At 39.3% G+C, this 18,960-nt stretch carries 16 protein-coding genes; 1 reads left to right on the top strand and 15 read right to left on the bottom strand.

The window, feature by feature from the left end:
* Positions 1 to 19: 19 nt before the first annotated feature.
* The 3 genes from AC0KUU_RS04020 to hflX all read right to left on the bottom strand — a co-directional run bounded on the left by AC0KUU_RS04020 (position 20) and on the right by hflX (position 3,157).
* Positions 20 to 427 carry a MerR family transcriptional regulator gene (locus AC0KUU_RS04020; RefSeq protein WP_013058786.1) on the bottom strand — a complete coding sequence of 136 codons (408 nt, stop codon included), beginning with the start codon at positions 425 to 427 and terminating at the stop codon, positions 20 to 22.
* A gap of 190 nt (positions 428 to 617) precedes the next feature.
* Complete coding sequence (locus AC0KUU_RS04015; RefSeq protein ID WP_043976562.1) at positions 618 to 1,880, bottom strand: methionine gamma-lyase family protein; 1,263 nt, start codon at positions 1,878 to 1,880, stop codon at positions 618 to 620.
* A gap of 14 nt (positions 1,881 to 1,894) precedes the next feature.
* A complete protein-coding gene (hflX, locus tag AC0KUU_RS04010) occupies positions 1,895 to 3,157 on the bottom strand; it encodes a GTPase HflX (protein WP_016765352.1) in 1,263 nt (420 codons plus the stop codon).
* Between the two features lie 277 nt (positions 3,158 to 3,434).
* Between hflX and AC0KUU_RS04005 the strand changes: the two genes are divergently transcribed.
* The gene (locus AC0KUU_RS04005) at positions 3,435 to 4,046 is read left to right on the top strand and encodes a trimeric intracellular cation channel family protein (protein WP_013084735.1); all 612 of its coding nucleotides are present in this window, start codon (positions 3,435 to 3,437) and stop codon (positions 4,044 to 4,046) included.
* Between the two features lie 32 nt (positions 4,047 to 4,078).
* Here AC0KUU_RS04005 and spoVK read toward each other — a convergent pair whose 3' ends face one another.
* The 12 genes from spoVK to AC0KUU_RS03945 all read right to left on the bottom strand — a co-directional run bounded on the left by spoVK (position 4,079) and on the right by AC0KUU_RS03945 (position 18,857).
* Entirely contained in the window at positions 4,079 to 5,035 is a 957-nt protein-coding gene (spoVK, locus tag AC0KUU_RS04000; protein WP_016765353.1) for a stage V sporulation protein K, read from the bottom strand.
* A gap of 187 nt (positions 5,036 to 5,222) precedes the next feature.
* Positions 5,223 to 5,447: an RNA chaperone Hfq gene (gene hfq / locus AC0KUU_RS03995; RefSeq protein WP_013058791.1), complete on the bottom strand. Its 225-nt coding sequence runs from the start codon at positions 5,445 to 5,447 to the stop codon at positions 5,223 to 5,225.
* 32 nt (positions 5,448 to 5,479) lie between these two features.
* Positions 5,480 to 6,430, bottom strand: coding sequence for a tRNA (adenosine(37)-N6)-dimethylallyltransferase MiaA (miaA, locus tag AC0KUU_RS03990; protein ID WP_043976720.1), 951 nt, complete (start codon positions 6,428 to 6,430; stop codon positions 5,480 to 5,482).
* 100 nt (positions 6,431 to 6,530) lie between these two features.
* Complete coding sequence (gene mutL, locus AC0KUU_RS03985) at positions 6,531 to 8,408, bottom strand: DNA mismatch repair endonuclease MutL (protein WP_322552389.1); 1,878 nt, start codon at positions 8,406 to 8,408, stop codon at positions 6,531 to 6,533.
* A gap of 18 nt (positions 8,409 to 8,426) precedes the next feature.
* Entirely contained in the window at positions 8,427 to 11,084 is a 2,658-nt protein-coding gene (gene mutS, locus AC0KUU_RS03980; RefSeq protein ID WP_322552390.1) for a DNA mismatch repair protein MutS, read from the bottom strand.
* 163 nt (positions 11,085 to 11,247) lie between these two features.
* Positions 11,248 to 12,645 (bottom strand): amino acid permease, encoded by a 1,398-nt coding sequence (locus tag AC0KUU_RS03975; RefSeq protein WP_013084740.1) that lies wholly within the window; start codon positions 12,643 to 12,645, stop codon positions 11,248 to 11,250.
* 177 nt (positions 12,646 to 12,822) lie between these two features.
* Complete coding sequence (locus AC0KUU_RS03970; RefSeq protein ID WP_013058796.1) at positions 12,823 to 13,368, bottom strand: outer spore coat protein CotE; 546 nt, start codon at positions 13,366 to 13,368, stop codon at positions 12,823 to 12,825.
* A gap of 223 nt (positions 13,369 to 13,591) precedes the next feature.
* Entirely contained in the window at positions 13,592 to 14,023 is a 432-nt protein-coding gene (locus tag AC0KUU_RS03965; protein WP_013058797.1) for a YlbF/YmcA family competence regulator, read from the bottom strand.
* A gap of 1 nt (position 14,024) precedes the next feature.
* The gene (gene miaB / locus AC0KUU_RS03960) at positions 14,025 to 15,554 is read right to left on the bottom strand and encodes a tRNA (N6-isopentenyl adenosine(37)-C2)-methylthiotransferase MiaB (RefSeq protein ID WP_013084741.1); all 1,530 of its coding nucleotides are present in this window, start codon (positions 15,552 to 15,554) and stop codon (positions 14,025 to 14,027) included.
* Between the two features lie 498 nt (positions 15,555 to 16,052).
* Complete coding sequence (locus AC0KUU_RS03955; RefSeq protein WP_322552391.1) at positions 16,053 to 16,919, bottom strand: 2-oxoacid:ferredoxin oxidoreductase subunit beta; 867 nt, start codon at positions 16,917 to 16,919, stop codon at positions 16,053 to 16,055.
* Positions 16,906 to 18,663, bottom strand: coding sequence for a 2-oxoacid:acceptor oxidoreductase subunit alpha (locus AC0KUU_RS03950; RefSeq protein ID WP_097824485.1), 1,758 nt, complete (start codon positions 18,661 to 18,663; stop codon positions 16,906 to 16,908). The genes AC0KUU_RS03955 and AC0KUU_RS03950 overlap by 14 nt, the downstream gene beginning before the upstream one ends.
* Before the next feature lie 17 nt (positions 18,664 to 18,680).
* Positions 18,681 to 18,857 (bottom strand): hypothetical protein, encoded by a 177-nt coding sequence (locus AC0KUU_RS03945; RefSeq protein ID WP_157842229.1) that lies wholly within the window; start codon positions 18,855 to 18,857, stop codon positions 18,681 to 18,683.
* Between the last annotated feature and the right edge of the window lie 103 nt (positions 18,858 to 18,960).

The raw sequence follows: 18,960 nt of genomic DNA, 5'->3' as shown, positions 1-18,960 counted from the left end.
ATAAATATTGATAACTTTATTAATGAAAGAACCTGGACATATCTCCTTGATTTAAAGTTGCTCGATTAAAACGGCCTGCTTGCATAAGTTCTGCACGAAGCATTTTTCGCAATTCATCGTCCGTTAATTCTGGCTTTGCTGTTGCTGCCACAACTTTTTCTTCTTGCTTATGCCCTTTTTGCTCCTTTTGAAGATGAAACAGCTGCTTTACACCTGCTAAGTTTACACCTTGTTCAATAAGATCACGGATTTCAAGCAGCTTATCAACATCGTTAAATGAGAATAATCGTCGATTTCCCTCTGTTCTTACTGGTGCAACTAATTCATGTTCTTCATAGTAGCGAATTTGGCGAGCCGACAACTCAGTTAACTGCATCACAATTCCAATTGGGAAAAGTGGCGTATTTCTTCGAATGTTGTCACTCATTTCAGTTCCTCCTTTGGATTAACTATTTACATTGTATGCTATGTTAGTTCACCTGTCAACCTAATGTTAGTAATTCTAACATAAATTTTTCTGAACATTTCTTCTATACAAATAAATAGCACTTCGTTTATTTTTATAAGCCTATCTTTTCTTTCTTAGCGGGGAGAAAATAGTCTTTCTATCTTATATTTTATAAAAGTTCTTTCGTCAGCATTTGATCTACTGCCATGCATATTGCTACTTTTACGTGAGCATACGTTAACCCGCCTTGCACGTAAGCGACATAAGGAGGCCTGATAGGTCCATCTGCCGTCAGCTCAAGGCTTGCTCCTTGTATAAACGTTCCAGCTGCCATAATCACATCATCTTCATACCCTGGCATATAAGCAGGATAGGCCGTTACGTGTGAATTAATTGGCGAAGCAAATTGAATAGCCTGACAAAAAGAAACCATTTTATCGCGGTCATCGAACTGCACGGATTGAATTAAATCCGTTCGTTCACTGTTCCACTTCGGTTCACTTTGCATCCCTAGCTCTTCGAACATAGCGGATGAGAAAACCGCTCCTTTTAATGCTTGACCGACTACGTGCGGAGCCAAAAAGAAACCTTGATACATTTCTTGCAAGCTATACAGCGTCGCTCCAGCTTCTGCACCGATTCCAGGAGTTGTCATTCGATATGAACAAGCTTCCACTAGGTCTTTTCGTCCTGCAATATAGCCGCCGATTTTAGCAAGACCTCCACCAGGGTTCTTAATGAGCGACCCCGCCATCAAATCTGCTCCTACATGCGTTGGCTCGATTGTTTCTACAAATTCACCGTAGCAGTTATCGACAAATACTATAACATCAGGCTTAATACTCTTTACAAAAGAAATCATTTCTTTTATTTGCGCGACTGTAAAAGAAGGGCGAATGCCGTAACCTTTTGAGCGCTGAATGCCTATCATCTTTGTGTGCTCATGAATAGACGCTTTCACTTCTTCAAAATCCACTTGACCTTGCGCTGTTAAATCTACTGATTTATAGCTAATATTATATTCTTTTAAAGAGCCTACGCCGCTTCCTCGTATACCAACAATTTCTTCAAGGGTGTCATAAGGCTTTCCAGTTATATATAATAGTTCATCTCCAGGACGCAGTACACCAAACAGCGATATGCCAATTGCGTGCGTACCTGAAATAATTTGCGGACGCACCAGACAAGCTTCTGTTCCAAAAACGTCCGCGTATACTTTCTCCAACGTATCGCGGCCTAGATCGTCATATCCATACCCCGTTGTCGGATTAAAATGTGAATCACTCACTCGATTTTGCTGAAAGCTTTGCAGCACCCGAAATTGATTTGCTTCAATACGCTCGTCAATTTTCTCATGTACAGGCTTAATTTTTTTTTCTACTTTTGCAGCAAGTTCCCGAATGCGTGCCCCGTTTTTTAACTGATCAAACATCATTTCTTTGTTCCTCAACTTTCTTCAAGCGTTTGTAGCTTTTTGTACAGGGGATGCTCTTTTGCAATATACCCTTTGCACTGATACTTCTCAGTTTCTTCATTGAATTTTAACGACTCAAGAATAGAGACCGTTTTGAGTTCAGCGAGCATTTTTCCTTCATAAGCCGGCAGCAGCACATGAAAAAACGCCATTTCTTTTTTCATTTCTTCTTGAATTCTTTCTCCAAGCTTCACTAAATCAGTAGCTTTAAAAGCGCTCATTGATAAAGATGTCGAAGCGGATGGGACAAATAGTTCATGCTGCATATCTTCTTTATTGTAAACTGTCAGCATCGGAATGTCCGTTACGTTCAGCTCTTCTAGTAAGCGATGCACTGTTTTTTCGTGGTTGTTGTAATCTGGATTAGATGAATCTACCACGTGCAGAACAAGGTCAGCTTCGGTTACTTCTTCAAGTGTTGAACGAAACGCGGCTACTAACGTTGTTGGAAGATCTTGAATAAATCCAACCGTATCCGTTAACAGAGCCGTTAGTCCTGACGGAAGCGTATACTGTCTTGTCGTTGGATCAAGAGTTGCAAACAGCTGATTTTCTTCAAAAATACCCGCCTCTGTTAAACGGTTAAAGATCGTCGATTTACCAGCGTTCGTATAGCCCACAATTGCAATTTGATAGACATGATTACGCTTACGTCTTTCTCGATAACGTTCGCGGTGACTTACCACTGTCTTTAACTGACGCTTAATTTCATCAATTTTACGGCGAATATGTCTGCGGTCACTTTCAAGTTTCGTTTCACCAGGACCTCTTGTTCCAATTCCGCCTCCAAGACGCGACAAAGCGGTACCTTGTCCTACTAACCTAGGTAGCAGATAATTTAATTGAGCAAGTTCCACCTGCATTTTTCCTTCTCGCGTTTGAGCACGCTGTGCGAAGATATCCAAAATCAGCTGCGTACGGTCAATAACACGCGCAGATAACCCTGCTGACAAATTGCGGATTTGACTCGGTGACAATTCATCATTAAATACAATTAAATCAGGCTCTAACTCTTCTTCAAGAGCCACAAGTTCTTCTACTTTCCCTTTTCCAATATAAGTAGCTGGATGAATGCGATCGCGCTTTTGCGTTAACCTTACCAGCACTTCGCCTTTTGCAGTCTCAGTTAAAGATGCTAGCTCATCCATTGAATATTCAAAACGTTCGTCATCGTCATGAAGCTGACATCCGACTAAAATTACGCGTTCAAGTTCAGTATTCATTTCTGCTGTCAAAGATTTTTCCTTCCCTTACTATTAAATTGACAAATCATTCATATCATATCAAAAAAATGTCCATTTCTCCATCTTTGCAAAAGAGACAGAATACATTGTCTTTTACTAGTTTAACACCCTTTTTAAAATCTATAAAACGATGATTAAAAAAACATTGAAATATCACGAAATTCTGTATACAATTTGAGTTGGTTTACTTATCGAAATTTGAATCAGGCTGCCTGATTTTAAAATAATAGTCGCTACTTGGTGAAAACAGAATAAAGGGGATAGCATCATGACTTGGGACGTACTTAGCATTATTGGAACGATTGCCTTTGCAATCAGCGGAGCTTTCATTGCCATGGAAGAGGAGTATGATATTTTAGGCGTTTACATACTGGGAATCGTAACGGCTTTTGGCGGAGGAGCCATTCGAAACCTGCTTATCGGTGTACCGGTGTCTGCCCTTTGGGAACAAGGACTCTTTTTTCAGATTGCTTTATTATCTATCACTGCCACTTTTTTATTTCCAAACAATATCTTAAAACATTGGAAGCGATGGGGAAACTTTTCGGACGCCATTGGCCTTGCAGCATTCGCGATTCAAGGAGCGCTTTATGCCACTCATATGAACCATCCGCTTAGCGCGGTTATTGTAGCTGCGGTCTTAACAGGAAGCGGCGGGGGAATTATCCGAGATTTATTAGCACGCCGAAAGCCTACTGTTCTTAAAGATGAAATTTATGCGGTATGGGCGATTATCGCAGGATTTAGCGTAGGGCTGCATATTACAAATACGCCTATAGAACTTTATACGTTATTTATCTTACTTGTAGGTCTTCGGATGTGTTCATATATTTACAAATGGCGCCTGCCGATCAAAACGATTCGACAACCAAACATGTAGAAAAAAAGCCTTTCGTAACGAAAGGCTTTTTTTTACAGCTGAATATCGCTTGACGTTAAAGTTAGAAGCTCGTTGCGCTCAAAGCTTTCTTCTTCTAAAAGCCTCATGGATTGAGTACGTATGGAACGTTCGATAATGTTTCGCACATATCGACCGTTACTAAAATCCCTAGGCGTCTGATTGTACTTCACGTCCATAAAATGATCTTTTAGCTTTTTATAGGCCTCTGTACTAAACTGATACTGCCTGTCATTCATCATGTGACCGGCAATGTCCATCAGTTCATTTACATCATAATCTGGAAAATCAAAAATAAACGGAAACCTAGAGCGTAGCCCTGGATTAAGACTTAAGAAATTTTCCATTTCTCTTGGATAACCAGCTAAAATCAATACAAACTTATCATTTGAATCTTCCATATGTTTGACCAATGTATCAATTGCTTCTTTTCCAAAATCTTTTTCTCCCCCTCTTGCAAGAGAATAAGCCTCATCAATAAATAAAATACCTCCAAGCGCTTTTTTTACAAGATCTCTCGTTTTCTGAGCGGTATGACCAATGTATTCTCCAACTAAATCTGCCCGCTCTGCTTCAATTAAATGTCCTTTAGACAAGATGTTCATATTCAAAAATAATTTACCTAGCAGGCGGGCTACCGTCGTTTTCCCTGTTCCTGGATTTCCTTTAAACATCATATGCAGCGCCTGCTTTCCCGCTTTTAAGCCCTGTTCCTCTCTTTTTTTGTTAATATATAACCACGCATATATTTCTTTTATCATTTTTTTCAATTCTTCCATTCCAACCAGTCCGCTCATTTCTCGTTCAATTTCCCGAAGCGGCTCATGATTTATGACAGCTTTTTTGGCAGGACGCGGAATTGATGTCGTATACGATTTTTCCTTTTTTGTTTCATTATTTAAAATGATATTAATTTGCCCATTATTTTTAAGAGTTATCGGCTGCTCCACCATGTTCACCTCTCGTTTCATCCCACTTCTCTGTATCGCATAGCTGAATGCGATGAACGATACGAAGACAATGATCTCTTATTACCGAAGAAATAATCGTCTATTATAAGGTTTATGTTCGATGAGTAAAAACAATGTTAAGAAACTTTTTTAAGCCTTCATTTGCATAAAAAAAGCATCCGAATATGCGGATGCTTCTCTTTAGTCTCTATTCAAGTTCTACTGTAATATTTTTATTTGGTACAAATGTCGAAATCGCATGTTTATAAATCAGCTGCTGTTTTCCTTCAGATTCAATTAACACAGTAAAGTTATCAAATCCTTTAATTAGTCCTCTTAATTGAAAACCATTTAAAAGAAATACCGTCACATAGATATTTTCTTTACGTAATTGATTTAAAAATTGGTCTTGAATATTAACTGATTGTTTCATTATTCGGCCTCCTCGTTTCTCTATCTGTTTACTTAATTCGCTTCTTTCTTCAGCTTTCCTGCAATATATGTAAAAATTTCAGCAAACTTTTCGGGAAATTTGTCAACTTCCATCTCTATCCATTTTACAGGCATTTTATTCCGAAACCACGTTAACTGACGCTTTGCATATCTGCGTGAATTTTGTTTCAACTGTTCAACGGCTTCTTCGAGCGTGCAGCGTCCTTCAAAATAAGCATAAAGCTCTTTGTAGCCGATAGCTTGAATTGATTGTACATCATGCAGACCACTTTCGTACAATGATTTGACTTCATCAAGCAGTCCAGCCTGCATCATCATATCGACTCGTTGATTAATTCTCTCATATAATACGTCTCTATCCATTGTAAGCCCAATAATGCTTACGTCATATAATAACTCTTGCGACTGTTCTTTTGTATAGTCACTGAATTTTTTGCCGGTTACTTCATAAACTTCAAGCGCTCTGATTACACGGCGATGGTTGTTTTTATGGATAGCAGCTGCACTGTCTGGATCAATCTCTTTTAGCTTTTCATACAGGGGATCAATGCCATGAGCTTTAATAAATACTTCCATTCGTTCACGAACTCTTTCATCACTAGGAGTTTCTGTGAACTGATAATCATAAATAACGGATTGAATATAAAGACCCGTCCCTCCAACAATCATCGGCATTTTTCCTCTAGCGTGAATATCATCGATTTGTTTTCTTACAATCTCTTGAAATTCTGCCACAGAAAACGATTCATCTGGCTCCTTAATATCGATCAGGTAATGGGGAATACCCTGCATCTCTTCTTCTGACACTTTGGCAGTTCCGATATCCATCCCTTTATAAATTTGCATGGAATCACCTGAAATAATCTCTCCGTCTAACTGTTTGGCAAGTTCAATGCTCAATTTTGTTTTACCAACCGCAGTTGGTCCAATAATGACAATAAGTTTTGGTTTCTCTCCCGTCATAACAACACTACTTTCATCTATAGGCATTCACATCATTCCATTTTATCCAAATGGCCATGATTTATTCAACAAAACGGCTAGCTGCAGCTAGCCGCATTGCCTACATCACTCGCTTAAACATTTTTTCCATTTCATACGTCGAATGATGAATAATAATTGGTCGTCCGTGCGGACACGTAAATGGATCCGTAGTTTTTCTCAACGTTTCAAGTAAAGCAAAAATCTCATCGTTTCGCAAATGATGATTCGCTTTAATCGATCCTTTGCAGCTCATCATAATAGCCGCTTCTTCTCGTAACTTTTCGATATTGACTCGTTTCATCGTAAAGATTTGCTGAATCATTTCTTCAATGGCTTCCTGTTCCTCTCCTTTTGGAAACCACTGCGGATGCGAACGAACTATATAGGAGTTTTGTCCAAACGGTTCTAAGAAGACTCCTACTTCAGCAAGCATGTCTTTGTATTCTTCTAAAATCAAGGCTTCATTTCCCGAGAACTCTAGCGTAAGCGGCATAAGCAGTTCTTGAACTTCTGAATCTACTTCTCCAAGCTTTCGCTTAAAATATTCGTACTTAATTCTCTCCTGCGCCGCGTGCTGATCAATAATAAATAATCCTTTTTCATTTTGTGCCAAAATATACGTTCCGTGCATTTGACCAATTGGGTACATCGCAGGAACACGCGGTTCTGGCTGCTCTTTGGCTGAATGGTTCGGTTCTGGAATTGGAGCGTTTTCTTCCACCGATTCTTCATAGTGTTCTATTTCTCGAAACGTTGGTTCAAGTTCTTCATCTTGACGTATGACCTCTGTTTTAACAGGCGGCATAATCTCGTCTACACGAGCAGGAGCCTCCTTAAAACTAGGCTCGCGAACCGTATTAGAGGGCTGATAGCCAGACGTTTTAGACTGATGATCAAATGTAAAGGTCTGCTGCTCAGTTGGCTGAACAGCAGATTTTGACTTAGTTGGTACTACAGCATCCGGAATTAACTGCTGCTTTTTAAAAGCAGCTTTCACTCCTTGTTCAATAAGCTCAAACAGCTCCGCTTCTTTACTTAAGCGCACTTCTAGTTTCGCTGGATGAACATTCACGTCCACTAACAAAGGGTCCATTGTAATGGTTAAAAACACGATTGGAAAACGGCCGATAGGTAAAAGGGTATGATAGCCCTGCTGTACCGCTTTTAACAGCCCGTAGTTTTTAACAAACCGACCGTTAATAATGGTGGACATATAGTTGCGAGAAGCTCTTGTAATTTCAGGAAGAGCGACGTAACCATTCACTTCATAATCAAGTGAATGAACGTTAATCGGAATCATCTTTTTGGCTACCGCCATTCCATAAATAGCGGCAAGCACTTGGCGCACATCTCCGCTTCCGTTCGTATACAGAAGCTGTCTTCCTTGATGCATCAGCCGAATTGAAACTTCAGGATGAGACATCGCAAGGCGATTGACGACATCCGTTACGTTACCAAGCTCCGTGTTTACCGTCTTCATATATTTCAAACGTGCAGGTGTGTTGAAAAATAAGTTTTCAATAACAAGTTCGGTACCTTTTCGGCTTGACGTTAATTCGTGATGAACGATTTCCCCGCCTCTAAGTTTAAGGTGAGTGCCGGCTTCTTCTCCCGTACTCGTTTTGAGTTCAAGCATTGAAACTGAAGCAATACTTGGCAAAGCTTCACCGCGAAATCCTAACGTTCGAATTCGAAATAAATCTTGTTCTGTTTTGATTTTACTTGTCGCATGTCTTTTAAAAGCGGTCAAGCAGTCTTCAGAAGCAATGCCGTCTCCATTATCCAATATACGAATTTTTGAAAGCCCAGCTTCTTCTAGCTCAATTTCAATAACTGTACTGTTTGCATCAATAGCATTTTCGACTAGTTCTTTCACCACCGAAGCAGGTCGTTCAACAACCTCTCCGGCAGCAATTTTATTTGAAAGTTCGTCTGAAAGCTGCACAATTTTACCCACAGACTCACTCCTCTCACTCTATTTCTTCTTTAATGATTTTTGCAGTTCATACATCGCATTCATTGCGTCTAAAGGCGTCATTTCTAAAATATCCAGCTCTTTTAAACGATCTATAATTGCTTTTTCCCGTTTCGAAAGCGCAGGCTTTTCTTTTTTTTCTTCTATTTCAAAGAACGAAAGCTGATTGGCTTCATCTGCTTTTTTACTATCTGCACGTTCTTCTTGAACCAAAGAAGCACCTTCTTGTGAAACTTGTTGTGTCATCTCTTCTCTTTTTAGAGCCTGACGTACAGGCTCACGCTCAGAAGATTGTTCTAAATCTTGTAAGATGACGCGAGCTCGCTCTAGAAGCGGATCTGGAAGTTCTGCTAGTTCCGCTACGTGAATACCATAACTTTTGTCTGCAGCACCATCTTTGATTTTGTGTAAAAAGACGACTTTCCCATTTTTTTCAACCGCGCTTACATGAACATTTTTAAGCGCAGGAAGCGACTCATCGAGTACGGTTAATTCATGATAATGAGTAGAAAATAGGGTCTTACAGCCAATATGTTCATGAACGTATTCAATAATTGCTTGAGCAAGAGCCATTCCGTCATACGTAGACGTGCCGCGTCCAATTTCATCTAATAGAATTAGACTCGACTGAGTGGCATTTGTCACTGCATTTTTCGTTTCTAGCATCTCGACCATAAACGTACTTTGACCTGAAATTAAGTCATCGGCTGCTCCGATACGTGTAAATACTTGATCAAAAATCGGCAGAACCGCTTCGTCTGCTGGCACAAAACAGCCAATTTGAGCTAGTATCGCCGTTAAAGCGACCTGGCGCATGTACGTACTTTTACCAGACATATTGGGTCCTGTAATCAGTAAAATTGAACTATCATCCGTCATTTGACAGTCGTTTGGCACGTATTCCTGCGAATTCATTACTTTTTCTACCACTGGATGGCGTCCATTTTGAATCGAAATATCTTCACTTGAAAAAATAGGCTTCGTGTAATGGCGTTCTTCACTGATTTTTGCAAAGCACTGCAGTACGTCAAGCTCACTTACTTTTTTAGCGAGTTCTTGCAGCCTTGGAATATATGCTTTTACTTCTTCACGGATTTGTAAAAACAATTCATATTCCAGCTCTACAATTTTCTCTTCCGCTTCTAAGATTAGCGCTTCTTTTTCTTTCAGCTCAGGCGTAATAAAACGTTCTGCATTGGTTAACGTCTGTTTTCGTTCATACATCCCTTCAGGCAAAAGATGCAAATTTGCCCGAGTTACTTCTATATAATAGCCGAACACGCGATTATAACCAATTTTCAGTGAGCGAATCCCTGTTTTCTCACGCTCTTGCTGTTCAAGTGACGCAATCCACGTTTTTCCGTTTCGGCTTGCATCTCGGTATTGATCAAGCTGTGCATGATAGCCGTCATTAATAATGTCTCCTTCTTTAATTGACAAAGGAGGGTGCTCTTTTAATCCTCTTTCAAGAAGATTAGCTAATCGCTCACAAGGATCAATGTCTTCAACAAGCTTTGTCGCATAAGGATGATTCAAACGATTCACAACCTCTTGGATATGAGGCACATTTTGCAATGATTTTTTTAATTGAATTAAATCACGAGCATTTACATTACCAAAAGCGACTCGACCAGCTAAGCGTTCTAAATCATATACGTCTTTTAGCAACTCACGCAGTTCTTCTCGTTCAAAAAACTGTTTCATTAAGACATCTACCATATTCAAACGATTATCAATATCCGTTTGTTTTAAAAGCGGACGGTCAATCCAATTTTTTAATAAACGGCCGCCCATTGCTGTAACGGTCTGGTCTAATAACCATAGAAGCGAGCCTTTCTTTCCTTTTGAACGAATCGTTTCGGTTAACTCTAAGTTTCGCTTAGAGAACAAATCAATTTTCATATATTCATTGATTTGATAAAACTGCACGGGCTGTAAGTGTTCAAGCGAACGCTTCTGCGTGCGAGTTAAATACTGAAGAATACGCGCAAATGTTGTAATAAGCTTTTGCTGCTGAAGCGACTCGACTAAATAATCTAGTCCTTCTACTTGCTCTGTACTATTCTCATAAGAAATGGTAATCGTCATGCGCTCTTTTAGTGTTTGTAATAAGTCAGCAGGAAACTCAGAGCTTACAACGACTTCTTTTGCTTCTTTTGCATAAATCTCTGAGACTATATCGTGAAACGAACTAACAAGCGTTACGCTGTTTTCTCCTGTAGACAAATCAGAAAGAGCAAGACCAAACGTTTGATCCTCGAACGCAGTAACAGAACAAATATAGTTATTTTCCTTTTCATGCAGTCCGCGTTCGTTCATCAGTGTTCCGGGTGAAATCACCTGCACCACTTCCCGCTTTACAACACCTTTTGCATGCTTAGGGTCTTCTACTTGCTCACAAATAGCTACTTTAAATCCCTTTTCAATTAAACGCTCGATATACGTAGGAGCAGAGTGATACGGAACCCCGCACATCGGAATTCTCTCTTGTCCTCCTCCGTCTCGGCTTGTTAATGTTATTTCAAGTTCTTGAGAAGCTGTCGTAGCATCTTCAAAGAACATTTCATAAAAATCACCTAATCTAAAAAATAAAAAGGCATCTTGATACTCTGCCTTAATTCTCAAATATTGCTGTATCATTGGCGTATACGCTGCCATACTATTCCTCCATACCACATCTAGTTGTGCGTTTTTGCTACACGTATTATAACATAAGTCTTTCTTAAACTTAATTTATTCAAATAGAACAATCTTCAATTTCTTTTTATAAAACAAATAAAAAAGCTTCGGACGAAGGAAGAAGCTTGTCCGAAGCTTTTCATTATTTACTGCTGTTCAAATGACTATGCTTACGTCCGTATAAGAAGTAAACCACTAGCCCTAGTACAAGCCAAATTACGAAACTAATCCATGTTAACTTTGGAAGCTGAAGTGCTAAGTATAAACAGAACACAAAAGCTAAAATTGGAATCACCGGCACGAACGGTACGCGGAAACCAGTCGATTCTGAAGTTTGTTTTGATTTACGCAAATATAAAATTCCAATTGATACGGTCATGAAAGCAAAAAGAGTACCGATGTTTGTTAATTCTGCTAATCTTCCTAATGGTACTAAACCAGAGAAGATGGATACTAGTAAACATGTAATCCACGTATTTACTACTGGCGTTTGTTTTTTCTCACTGATTTTTGAAAAAGGCTTTGGCAATAGACCATCTCGACTGATCGCATAAAATAAACGAGTTTGTCCATACATCATAACGAGTAGTACCGTTGTGATACCAACAATTGCGCCTAATGAAATAAATCCTGCTACCCAGTCTTGGTTAATGTAGCTTAAAGCAAATGCTACAGGGTTTTTAACATTTAATTCTGTATAAGGTACGATTCCTGTTAAGATAAGCGATACGACGATATAAAGGACTGTACAAATCGCAAGAGATGCGATAATTCCAATTGGCATATCCCGCTGAGGCTTGCGTACTTCCTCGGCCGCTGTTGCTACAGCATCAAACCCAATGTAGGCGAAGAATACAGTTGCTGCTCCTGTCGCTACTCCCGAGAAACCAAACGGCATAAACGGCGTCCAGTTTTCTGGTTTAACATAGCTAACTCCTACCCCGATAAACAGAAGTACAACAGCCAGTTTAATAATAACCATGATAGCATTAAAACGTGAAGATTTTTTTACTCCTTGCGTTAAAAGTAATGTGATTAAAAATACGATCATAATTGCTGGAATATCAATATACGTGCCGTTTGCAGGATTATATGCACTCGTTAAAGCTTTTGGAAAATGTATGCCAAACCCTGCTAATAATCCTTGGAAATACCCGGACCATCCGCTGGCTACAGCAGAAGAAGCAAGACCGTATTCCAAGATAAGATCCCACCCTAAAATCCAAGCGATTAATTCACCAAATGTTGCATAACTGTAAGTGTATGCACTTCCTGAAACGGGAACTGTTGAGGCAAACTCTGCATAACAAAGAGCTGCAAACACACACGCAAGTCCTGACATAATGAAAGATATAACTAAAGCTGGACCGGCATGTTCAGCGGCGGCTACGCCCGTTAATACAAAAATCCCGGTTCCGATAATAGCTCCAATTCCTAACATTGTTAAATCGAAAGCGCCTAAATCCTTTTTTAATTTAACACCTTTAGAGTTGGTTTCACTAATTAACGTTTGAATTGATTTTTTACGAAATAAGCTCATAGTAAACCCCCAAGAAATACTTATCTGATATAACTAAATTTTCTGAAAATTAATGCATTATTTTCTTTAGATTTACTATACACTGCGGATTCGACAAAAAGCAATATATTTTTTTATTTTTATAAGAATTTTCTTAAAATAGTAAAAATAAAAAAACTAGGAAGAACTTCTTCCTAGTTACTCATCGTCCCCTAATATAAAATCAGGATCCAAATCTTCAAATTCATCGTCATCTACGTCTAAATCAAATTCGTCTTCATCATCGCAGCCTTTCGGATTTACTGCAACACAAACCTTGGTTTCGCCAATCACTTCCGCCAACAATTCTCTCTCTACTTGAACAATCGTTTTATTGCCATTTGGTGAAATTGTGCACTCTAGGCAATTTGGCTGCTGGAGCACGCGAACAATTACTTCGTAATCGTCTCCAATCGAATCTTCGTCTTTATAGCGCAGCTTAATATTATCTTTGTATGATACGGTTTCCGTCCAAACTTCGGTTTTTGTATTATTATTGTACGAATACCAGATGTTAATATCATATCTGCCGTCAACTTCTACATTGCTGCCGCTTTTCTTTGCTTTGTACTCATGGTTAATCACCCAGCACCCTAAGATGCTTGTTGGTCGATTTTTCGGTGCAAGCGTATGAGACGATTGTGTAAACTTGCGACCTTTACCTACGACTGCTTTTGTAATAATTTCTCTATAGTGTTGTGACATGTGAGCATACCCTCCTCAAACTATCTTCATTTCATCCTATGCAGGCTCATTCACTTGTTTGCACATTATTTTTAAGAAACTAGGTTTAAGGCATAAAAAACCTATGTTCCATTGTATGCAAGGATATAGAAAAACGTGACAATTATTAGAGAGAAAATCTGCCCAATTTTCATGCCACGGGATGCACAAAAAAATGCCTCAGCAAATTGCTGAGGCATTTTTTTTATGAGCAGCTAGATCCAGGGCTGTTTCGCACCTGTGAACCTGTTTCACCGCGCAGTAAATCACCATCTGTTGACACAATAATTTCGTCCGTTACTGTGTTTGAAATAGTGTTAGCAACAAGTTGAAGCAAATCATTCACGTTTATTTGAGACTCTTGAAACTGCTGAATAATCGGCAGTTCATCCAGCTCTTCCTGTAAACGATCGATTTTTGCCTCCACTTGTTTTAACGCTTCTGTTTTACCATAATGTTGGAAATTAACAGCTTGTTTTTGCAAACTTTTAATACTTGCAATGGTTTCACGCACTTTTTGATTTTCGTTAAGCTGAGCTTCGGCACGCTTGAAGAAATCTACTTCTTCTGTTTCAGCAATCATTTTTGCCAGCTCTTGAGCACGTTTAATTACGTCACTCTTGTTATACTGCGCCATATTACTTCACCTCTGCTGTTTCTTCTACCATTTCCCCGTTTAATGTCCATGTTTTGGCTTTTGTAACTTTTACTTTTACAAGTTGCCCAATTACTGACTTAGGTGCTTTGAAGTTTACAAGCTTACTTTTTTCCGTGTAGCCTGCTAATACTTCCGGATTATTTTTACTTTCACCTTCTACTAATACTTCGACAACTTTACCTTCATATTCCTTCAATTTCTTTGCAGAAATTTCATTTACAAGAGCATTTAAGCGTTGAAGACGCTCTTTTTTCACTTCCATTGGTACGTTGTCTTGCATCTTAGCAGCTGGCGTACCTTCACGAGGTGAATAAATAAATGTATAAGCACTATCGAATTCAACCTCACGGTATAGCGACATTGTTTCTTCAAACTGCTCATCCGTTTCATTTGGGAAACCAACAATAATATCAGTTGTTAATGATGCTGTTGGAATGGCTTCTTTAATTTTACGAACAAGCTCTAAATAATGTTCACGAGAATATTTTCGTGCCATAATTTTTAAGATATCACTGCTTCCTGATTGAACAGGCAAATGAATGTGGTCGACAAGATTTCCGCCTTTAGCAAGAACTTCAATTAAACGGTCATCAAAGTCGCGAGGATGACTTGTTGTAAAACGGATACGAGCAACGTCAATTTTACGGATTTCGTCCATTAAGTCGCCTAGGCCGTACGTTATGTCTTCAAAATCTTTTCCATATGCATTAACATTTTGACCTAAAAGCGTAATTTCTTTGTAGCCTTGAGCAGCTAAGTGACGTACTTCTTGGATAATGTCTTCTGGACGGCGGCTTCGTTCTTTTCCTCGCGTATACGGAACGATACAGTACGTACAGAACTTGTCACAGCCGTACATGATGTTAACCCATGCTTTGACGCTGCCTTTACGTGCTCTTGGAAGGTTTTCAATAACGTCCCCTTCTTTAGACCATACTTCAATCACCATTTCTTTTGCTAAGTATGCTTCGTTTAAAATGTGAGGCAAACGGTGAATGTTGTGTGTACCAAAAATCATATCCACGTGCTGATGTTTTTGTAAAATTTTATTTACAACTGACTCTTCTTGAGACATACATCCGCAGACGCCGATTAATAGCTCAGGGCGCTCGCGCTTTAAGGCCTTCAAGTGTCCTAATTCACCAAACACTTTATTTTCCGCATTTTCACGGATCGCACACGTATTCAATAAAATAACATGAGCATCTTCAACAGAGTCAGTTGGCTCGTAGCCAAGGCCTAGAAAAATACCAGCCATTACTTCTGTATCGTGCTCATTCATTTGACAGCCGTACGTACGGATATAAAATTTACGTCCCTGTCCCATTCCATGAAACTGTTCATCGATTGCAAAATCATTGTGATAGGAAACTTCTTCTTTTCCTCGTTTTTTCGCATCTTTTAAAGAAGGTGGCATGTATACTGTTTGAAAATATTTACTGTAATCCTTTTCGGATTTTTTGTCCGCTGGATTAACTTGGTTGCTTTCTAAACGTTGTTTTTCGTTCATAAAAAAATCTCCTTTCGCCATGACAATTGTCACGTTGCACCTGTAAATCGCAAAAAAATGTGACAGCCTTATGCTTATGCATAAAACTCATCACATTAACATAGTATATAACTTTCAAGTAGCGAACACAATCATATACCTATTTTCTATACCTGTTTCGTTAAAATTTCTTTCGGATTTCGAAACATTTATTAAATAACAAAAAGAGATTGATACATAACTAAATTAATCTATTTTAGAGAAGAACAAATGGGATAAAAGAGCTCATAGAAACTCGCTTATTACACCGCTGTTGATTTCTGTGCAAAACTTCGCTTTCGGCGAGCGGCCGATGAGCCTTCTCCTAGCTCTCCAATTAACAGCTAGAAGCCACTCCCTACATGAAACCTACGTTCGCTATCACTATGAAAAAATCCGAACGAGTTGGATTCTCCATCAAGAATCTCAGTTCACCGTTCGGATTTCCCCTCTACTAAACTGCTTTTATTGCAGCCTCTTTTACATAAATTCAGCTACTAGCTCATCAAATTTTTCCTCAGTCATACCTAAGTCTGCTTTTGACAGCGGCTCTTCACTATAACCATGAACAAGCTGCTGATACGACGGCTGATGCGCATTTTGATAAATAAGCCCTGTTACTAAGCCGTTATGCTCCATTAACGTCTGCATAGCTTGCATACGATTGTTTGCATCATAACCTTCAATTGTGCTAAGACTAGTTAGGTTTTCTTTAAACCAATCATACGTGTTCACTTTGTTATACGTTACGCACGGGCTAAATACGTTAATTAAGGAAAAACCTTTATGCTGGATGCCTTGTTCAATTAAGCTTGTTAACTCTTTTAAATTCGTTGAAAAGCTTTGCGCCAAAAACGTTGCTCCAGAAGTTAACGCAAGCTCCATGACAGATAAAGACGACTCGATTGATCCTTCAGGCGTACTTTTTGTCTTGAATCCTACTTCACTGCGAGGAGATGTTTGTCCTTTTGTTAAACCATAGATTTGGTTATCCATTACGATATACGTTACATCGATGTTTCGGCGAATCGCATGTACCGTGTGTCCCATACCTATAGCAAACCCATCTCCATCACCGCCAGATGCGATAACGGTTAAGTCACGATTAGCCATTTTTACACCTTGAGCGATTGGAAGCGCACGTCCGTGAATACCATGAAAACCATATGAATTAATATAACCAGAGATACGTCCAGAACATCCAATACCTGAAATAACAGCAAGCTCATGAGGTTCTAAACCTACGTTAGCAGATGCGCGTTGAATGGCTGCCTGTACGGAGAAATCTCCACACCCCGGACACCAGTTAGGTTTTACACTGTTACGAAAATCTTTAAACGTTGCCATTTAACACAAACATCTCCTTACTTTTTGCGTATACTTCTTGCGGAAGAAATGGATTTCCATCATACTTCAATACGCTTTGAATTTTATCATGACTTGCAATATTCATTTTTAAAATATTAGCAAGCTGTCCAGTAGCATTGTTTTCAACGACGACTACTTTTTTAGCTCCTTGCACGTAAGGAAGCAGTTCGTCAGCTGGGAACGGATGAATCAAACGAATGTGAGCATGATTTACTTTTATACCGTCCTGTTCCAAACGTCCCATTGCCTCTTCAATAACTCCACGCGTCGAATTAAATCCAACAAATAAAATATCAGACTCTTTTTCATGAGAGTGAACATGAATTGGCGTATTAAAACGAATTCCTTTTGTTTTACGAAGACGCTTATTCATTTGATCATCGCGGTTCACCGGAGATTCAGATGGCTTTCCTGTCTCATCATGTTCTACTCCCGTCACGTGATGAATGCCATGCTTCATTCCTGGAATGACGCGTGGTGATACGCCGTCTTCTGTTACGCGGTAGCGCTTGTAGTATTGTTTTTCTTCCAGCTCTTCTAGCTCTCCTTGCTGAAGCTTACCGCGGCGGATTTCAACGCGATTATAGTCAAGCGGTTCTACTGATTGCTTCCCAAGTGAAAGCTGTAAATCCGTTAGCATAATAACTGGGCACTGATATTCTTCTGCTAAGTTAAACGCTTCAATCGTATCGTAGAATGCTTCTTCAACCGTACTTGGCGCCATGACGATCTTCGGAATTTCACCGTGCGTACCGTAAATCATGGCCATTAAATCAGACTGTTCTTGCTTAGTTGGAAGACCTGTACTTGGCCCGCCGCGCTGAGTATCTATAATCACAACAGGCTGCTCAGTGATTCCTGCTAATCCAATCGACTCCATCATTAAGGATAAACCTGGTCCAGCTGATGCTGTCAGCGCACGTACGCCTGCATAGTTAGCTCCGATAGCCATCGTACATGCTGCGATTTCATCTTCTGTTTGAATAACGGTTCCACCAAATTGAGGAAGCTTTTTAATTAAGTATTCCATGATTTCTGAAGCAGGAGTAATTGGATACGCTGGCATAAAACGAGCCCCACCGGCTAAAGCACCCAGCGCAATCGCATCGTTTCCAATCATAAACATACGTTTTTTACCATCCGCTGGATCTAGTTTCATTGTTTCTAATTGTTCGCCTAGCTGTTCACGAATGTAATCTGCACCTTTTTTAATAGCTTCCATGTTTTTTTGTACAACTTTTTGGCCCTTTTTACCGAAGATTTCAAGTACTACTTCTTCAAATACTTCTGTGTCAATATGAAGCACAGCACTTGAAGCGCCTACAGCAACCATGTTCTTCATTAGCGACGTTCCTAATTCCGTTGCAATTTCCGTAAACGGAACAGCATATAGCGTAGCAGTTGTACATGTTTCGGGCAGACTTGGGTTGAATTTCGCATCTGCAATTACAACGCCTCCTGCGCGCAGCTCATGGACGTTTACATCGATTGTTTCCTGATCGAACGCAACTAAAATATCCAAATCATCTGACACAGATCGAACTTGAGTTGTACTCACTCGAATCTTATTATTTGTATGTCCACCTTTGATACGAGAAGAAAAATGACGATAGCCGTATAAGTAATAACCTAATCGATTTAAAGCGGTTGAAAAAATTTCTCCCGTACTTTCGATTCCCTCACCCTGCTGTCCGCCAACTTTCCATGAAAGTTGCTGTACCATAAATCAACGCCACTCCTTTAATTGCTTATAATATAGAAATCTATTTTATTGATAAAAACTGAAAAAAGTAAATTAGCAAACGATTTCATTTGCTTCTGCATTTCACCAACCAAAATCATCTGCAAAACTCCCACAGCACCTTGTGGCTGTGCAGGATACGTTTCTGCTTGAGCAGCTCCATAATCCGTTTTCAATTTTATTCCGATTGCCAGAAAAATGCAACCCTTTTCATTGAATTCTCAATCGTTTTAATTATATTTATATTTAATGAATAAGATGAAGTTTTTTAATGATCTT

It is taken from the genome of Priestia sp. ST2 (assembly GCF_055810735.1).
This window is presented reverse-complemented; position numbering and strand designations above follow the sequence as displayed.

What these genes read in the sequence shown, in the direction of transcription:
- hfq (WP_013058791.1), bottom strand. Translation starts at nt 5,447, where the DNA reads ATGAAACAATCAGTTAATATTCAAGACCAATTTTTAAATCAATTACGT.
- AC0KUU_RS03965 (WP_013058797.1), bottom strand. Translation starts at nt 14,023, where the DNA reads ATGGCGCAGTATAACAAGAGTGACGTAATTAAACGTGCTCAAGAGCTG.
- AC0KUU_RS04005 (WP_013084735.1), top strand. Translation starts at nt 3,435, where the DNA reads ATGACTTGGGACGTACTTAGCATTATTGGAACGATTGCCTTTGCAATC.
- AC0KUU_RS04015 (WP_043976562.1), bottom strand. Translation starts at nt 1,880, where the DNA reads ATGTTTGATCAGTTAAAAAACGGGGCACGCATTCGGGAACTTGCTGCA.
- AC0KUU_RS03955 (WP_322552391.1), bottom strand. Translation starts at nt 16,919, where the DNA reads ATGGCAACGTTTAAAGATTTTCGTAACAGTGTAAAACCTAACTGGTGT.
- miaB (WP_013084741.1), bottom strand. Translation starts at nt 15,554, where the DNA reads ATGAACGAAAAACAACGTTTAGAAAGCAACCAAGTTAATCCAGCGGAC.
- AC0KUU_RS03950 (WP_097824485.1), bottom strand. Translation starts at nt 18,663, where the DNA reads ATGGTACAGCAACTTTCATGGAAAGTTGGCGGACAGCAGGGTGAGGGA.
- AC0KUU_RS03970 (WP_013058796.1), bottom strand. Translation starts at nt 13,368, where the DNA reads ATGTCACAACACTATAGAGAAATTATTACAAAAGCAGTCGTAGGTAAA.
- mutS (WP_322552390.1), bottom strand. Translation starts at nt 11,084, where the DNA reads ATGGCAGCGTATACGCCAATGATACAGCAATATTTGAGAATTAAGGCA.
- miaA (WP_043976720.1), bottom strand. Translation starts at nt 6,430, where the DNA reads ATGACGGGAGAGAAACCAAAACTTATTGTCATTATTGGACCAACTGCG.
- AC0KUU_RS03975 (WP_013084740.1), bottom strand. Translation starts at nt 12,645, where the DNA reads ATGAGCTTATTTCGTAAAAAATCAATTCAAACGTTAATTAGTGAAACC.
- AC0KUU_RS04020 (WP_013058786.1), bottom strand. Translation starts at nt 427, where the DNA reads ATGAGTGACAACATTCGAAGAAATACGCCACTTTTCCCAATTGGAATT.
- spoVK (WP_016765353.1), bottom strand. Translation starts at nt 5,035, where the DNA reads ATGAAACGAGAGGTGAACATGGTGGAGCAGCCGATAACTCTTAAAAAT.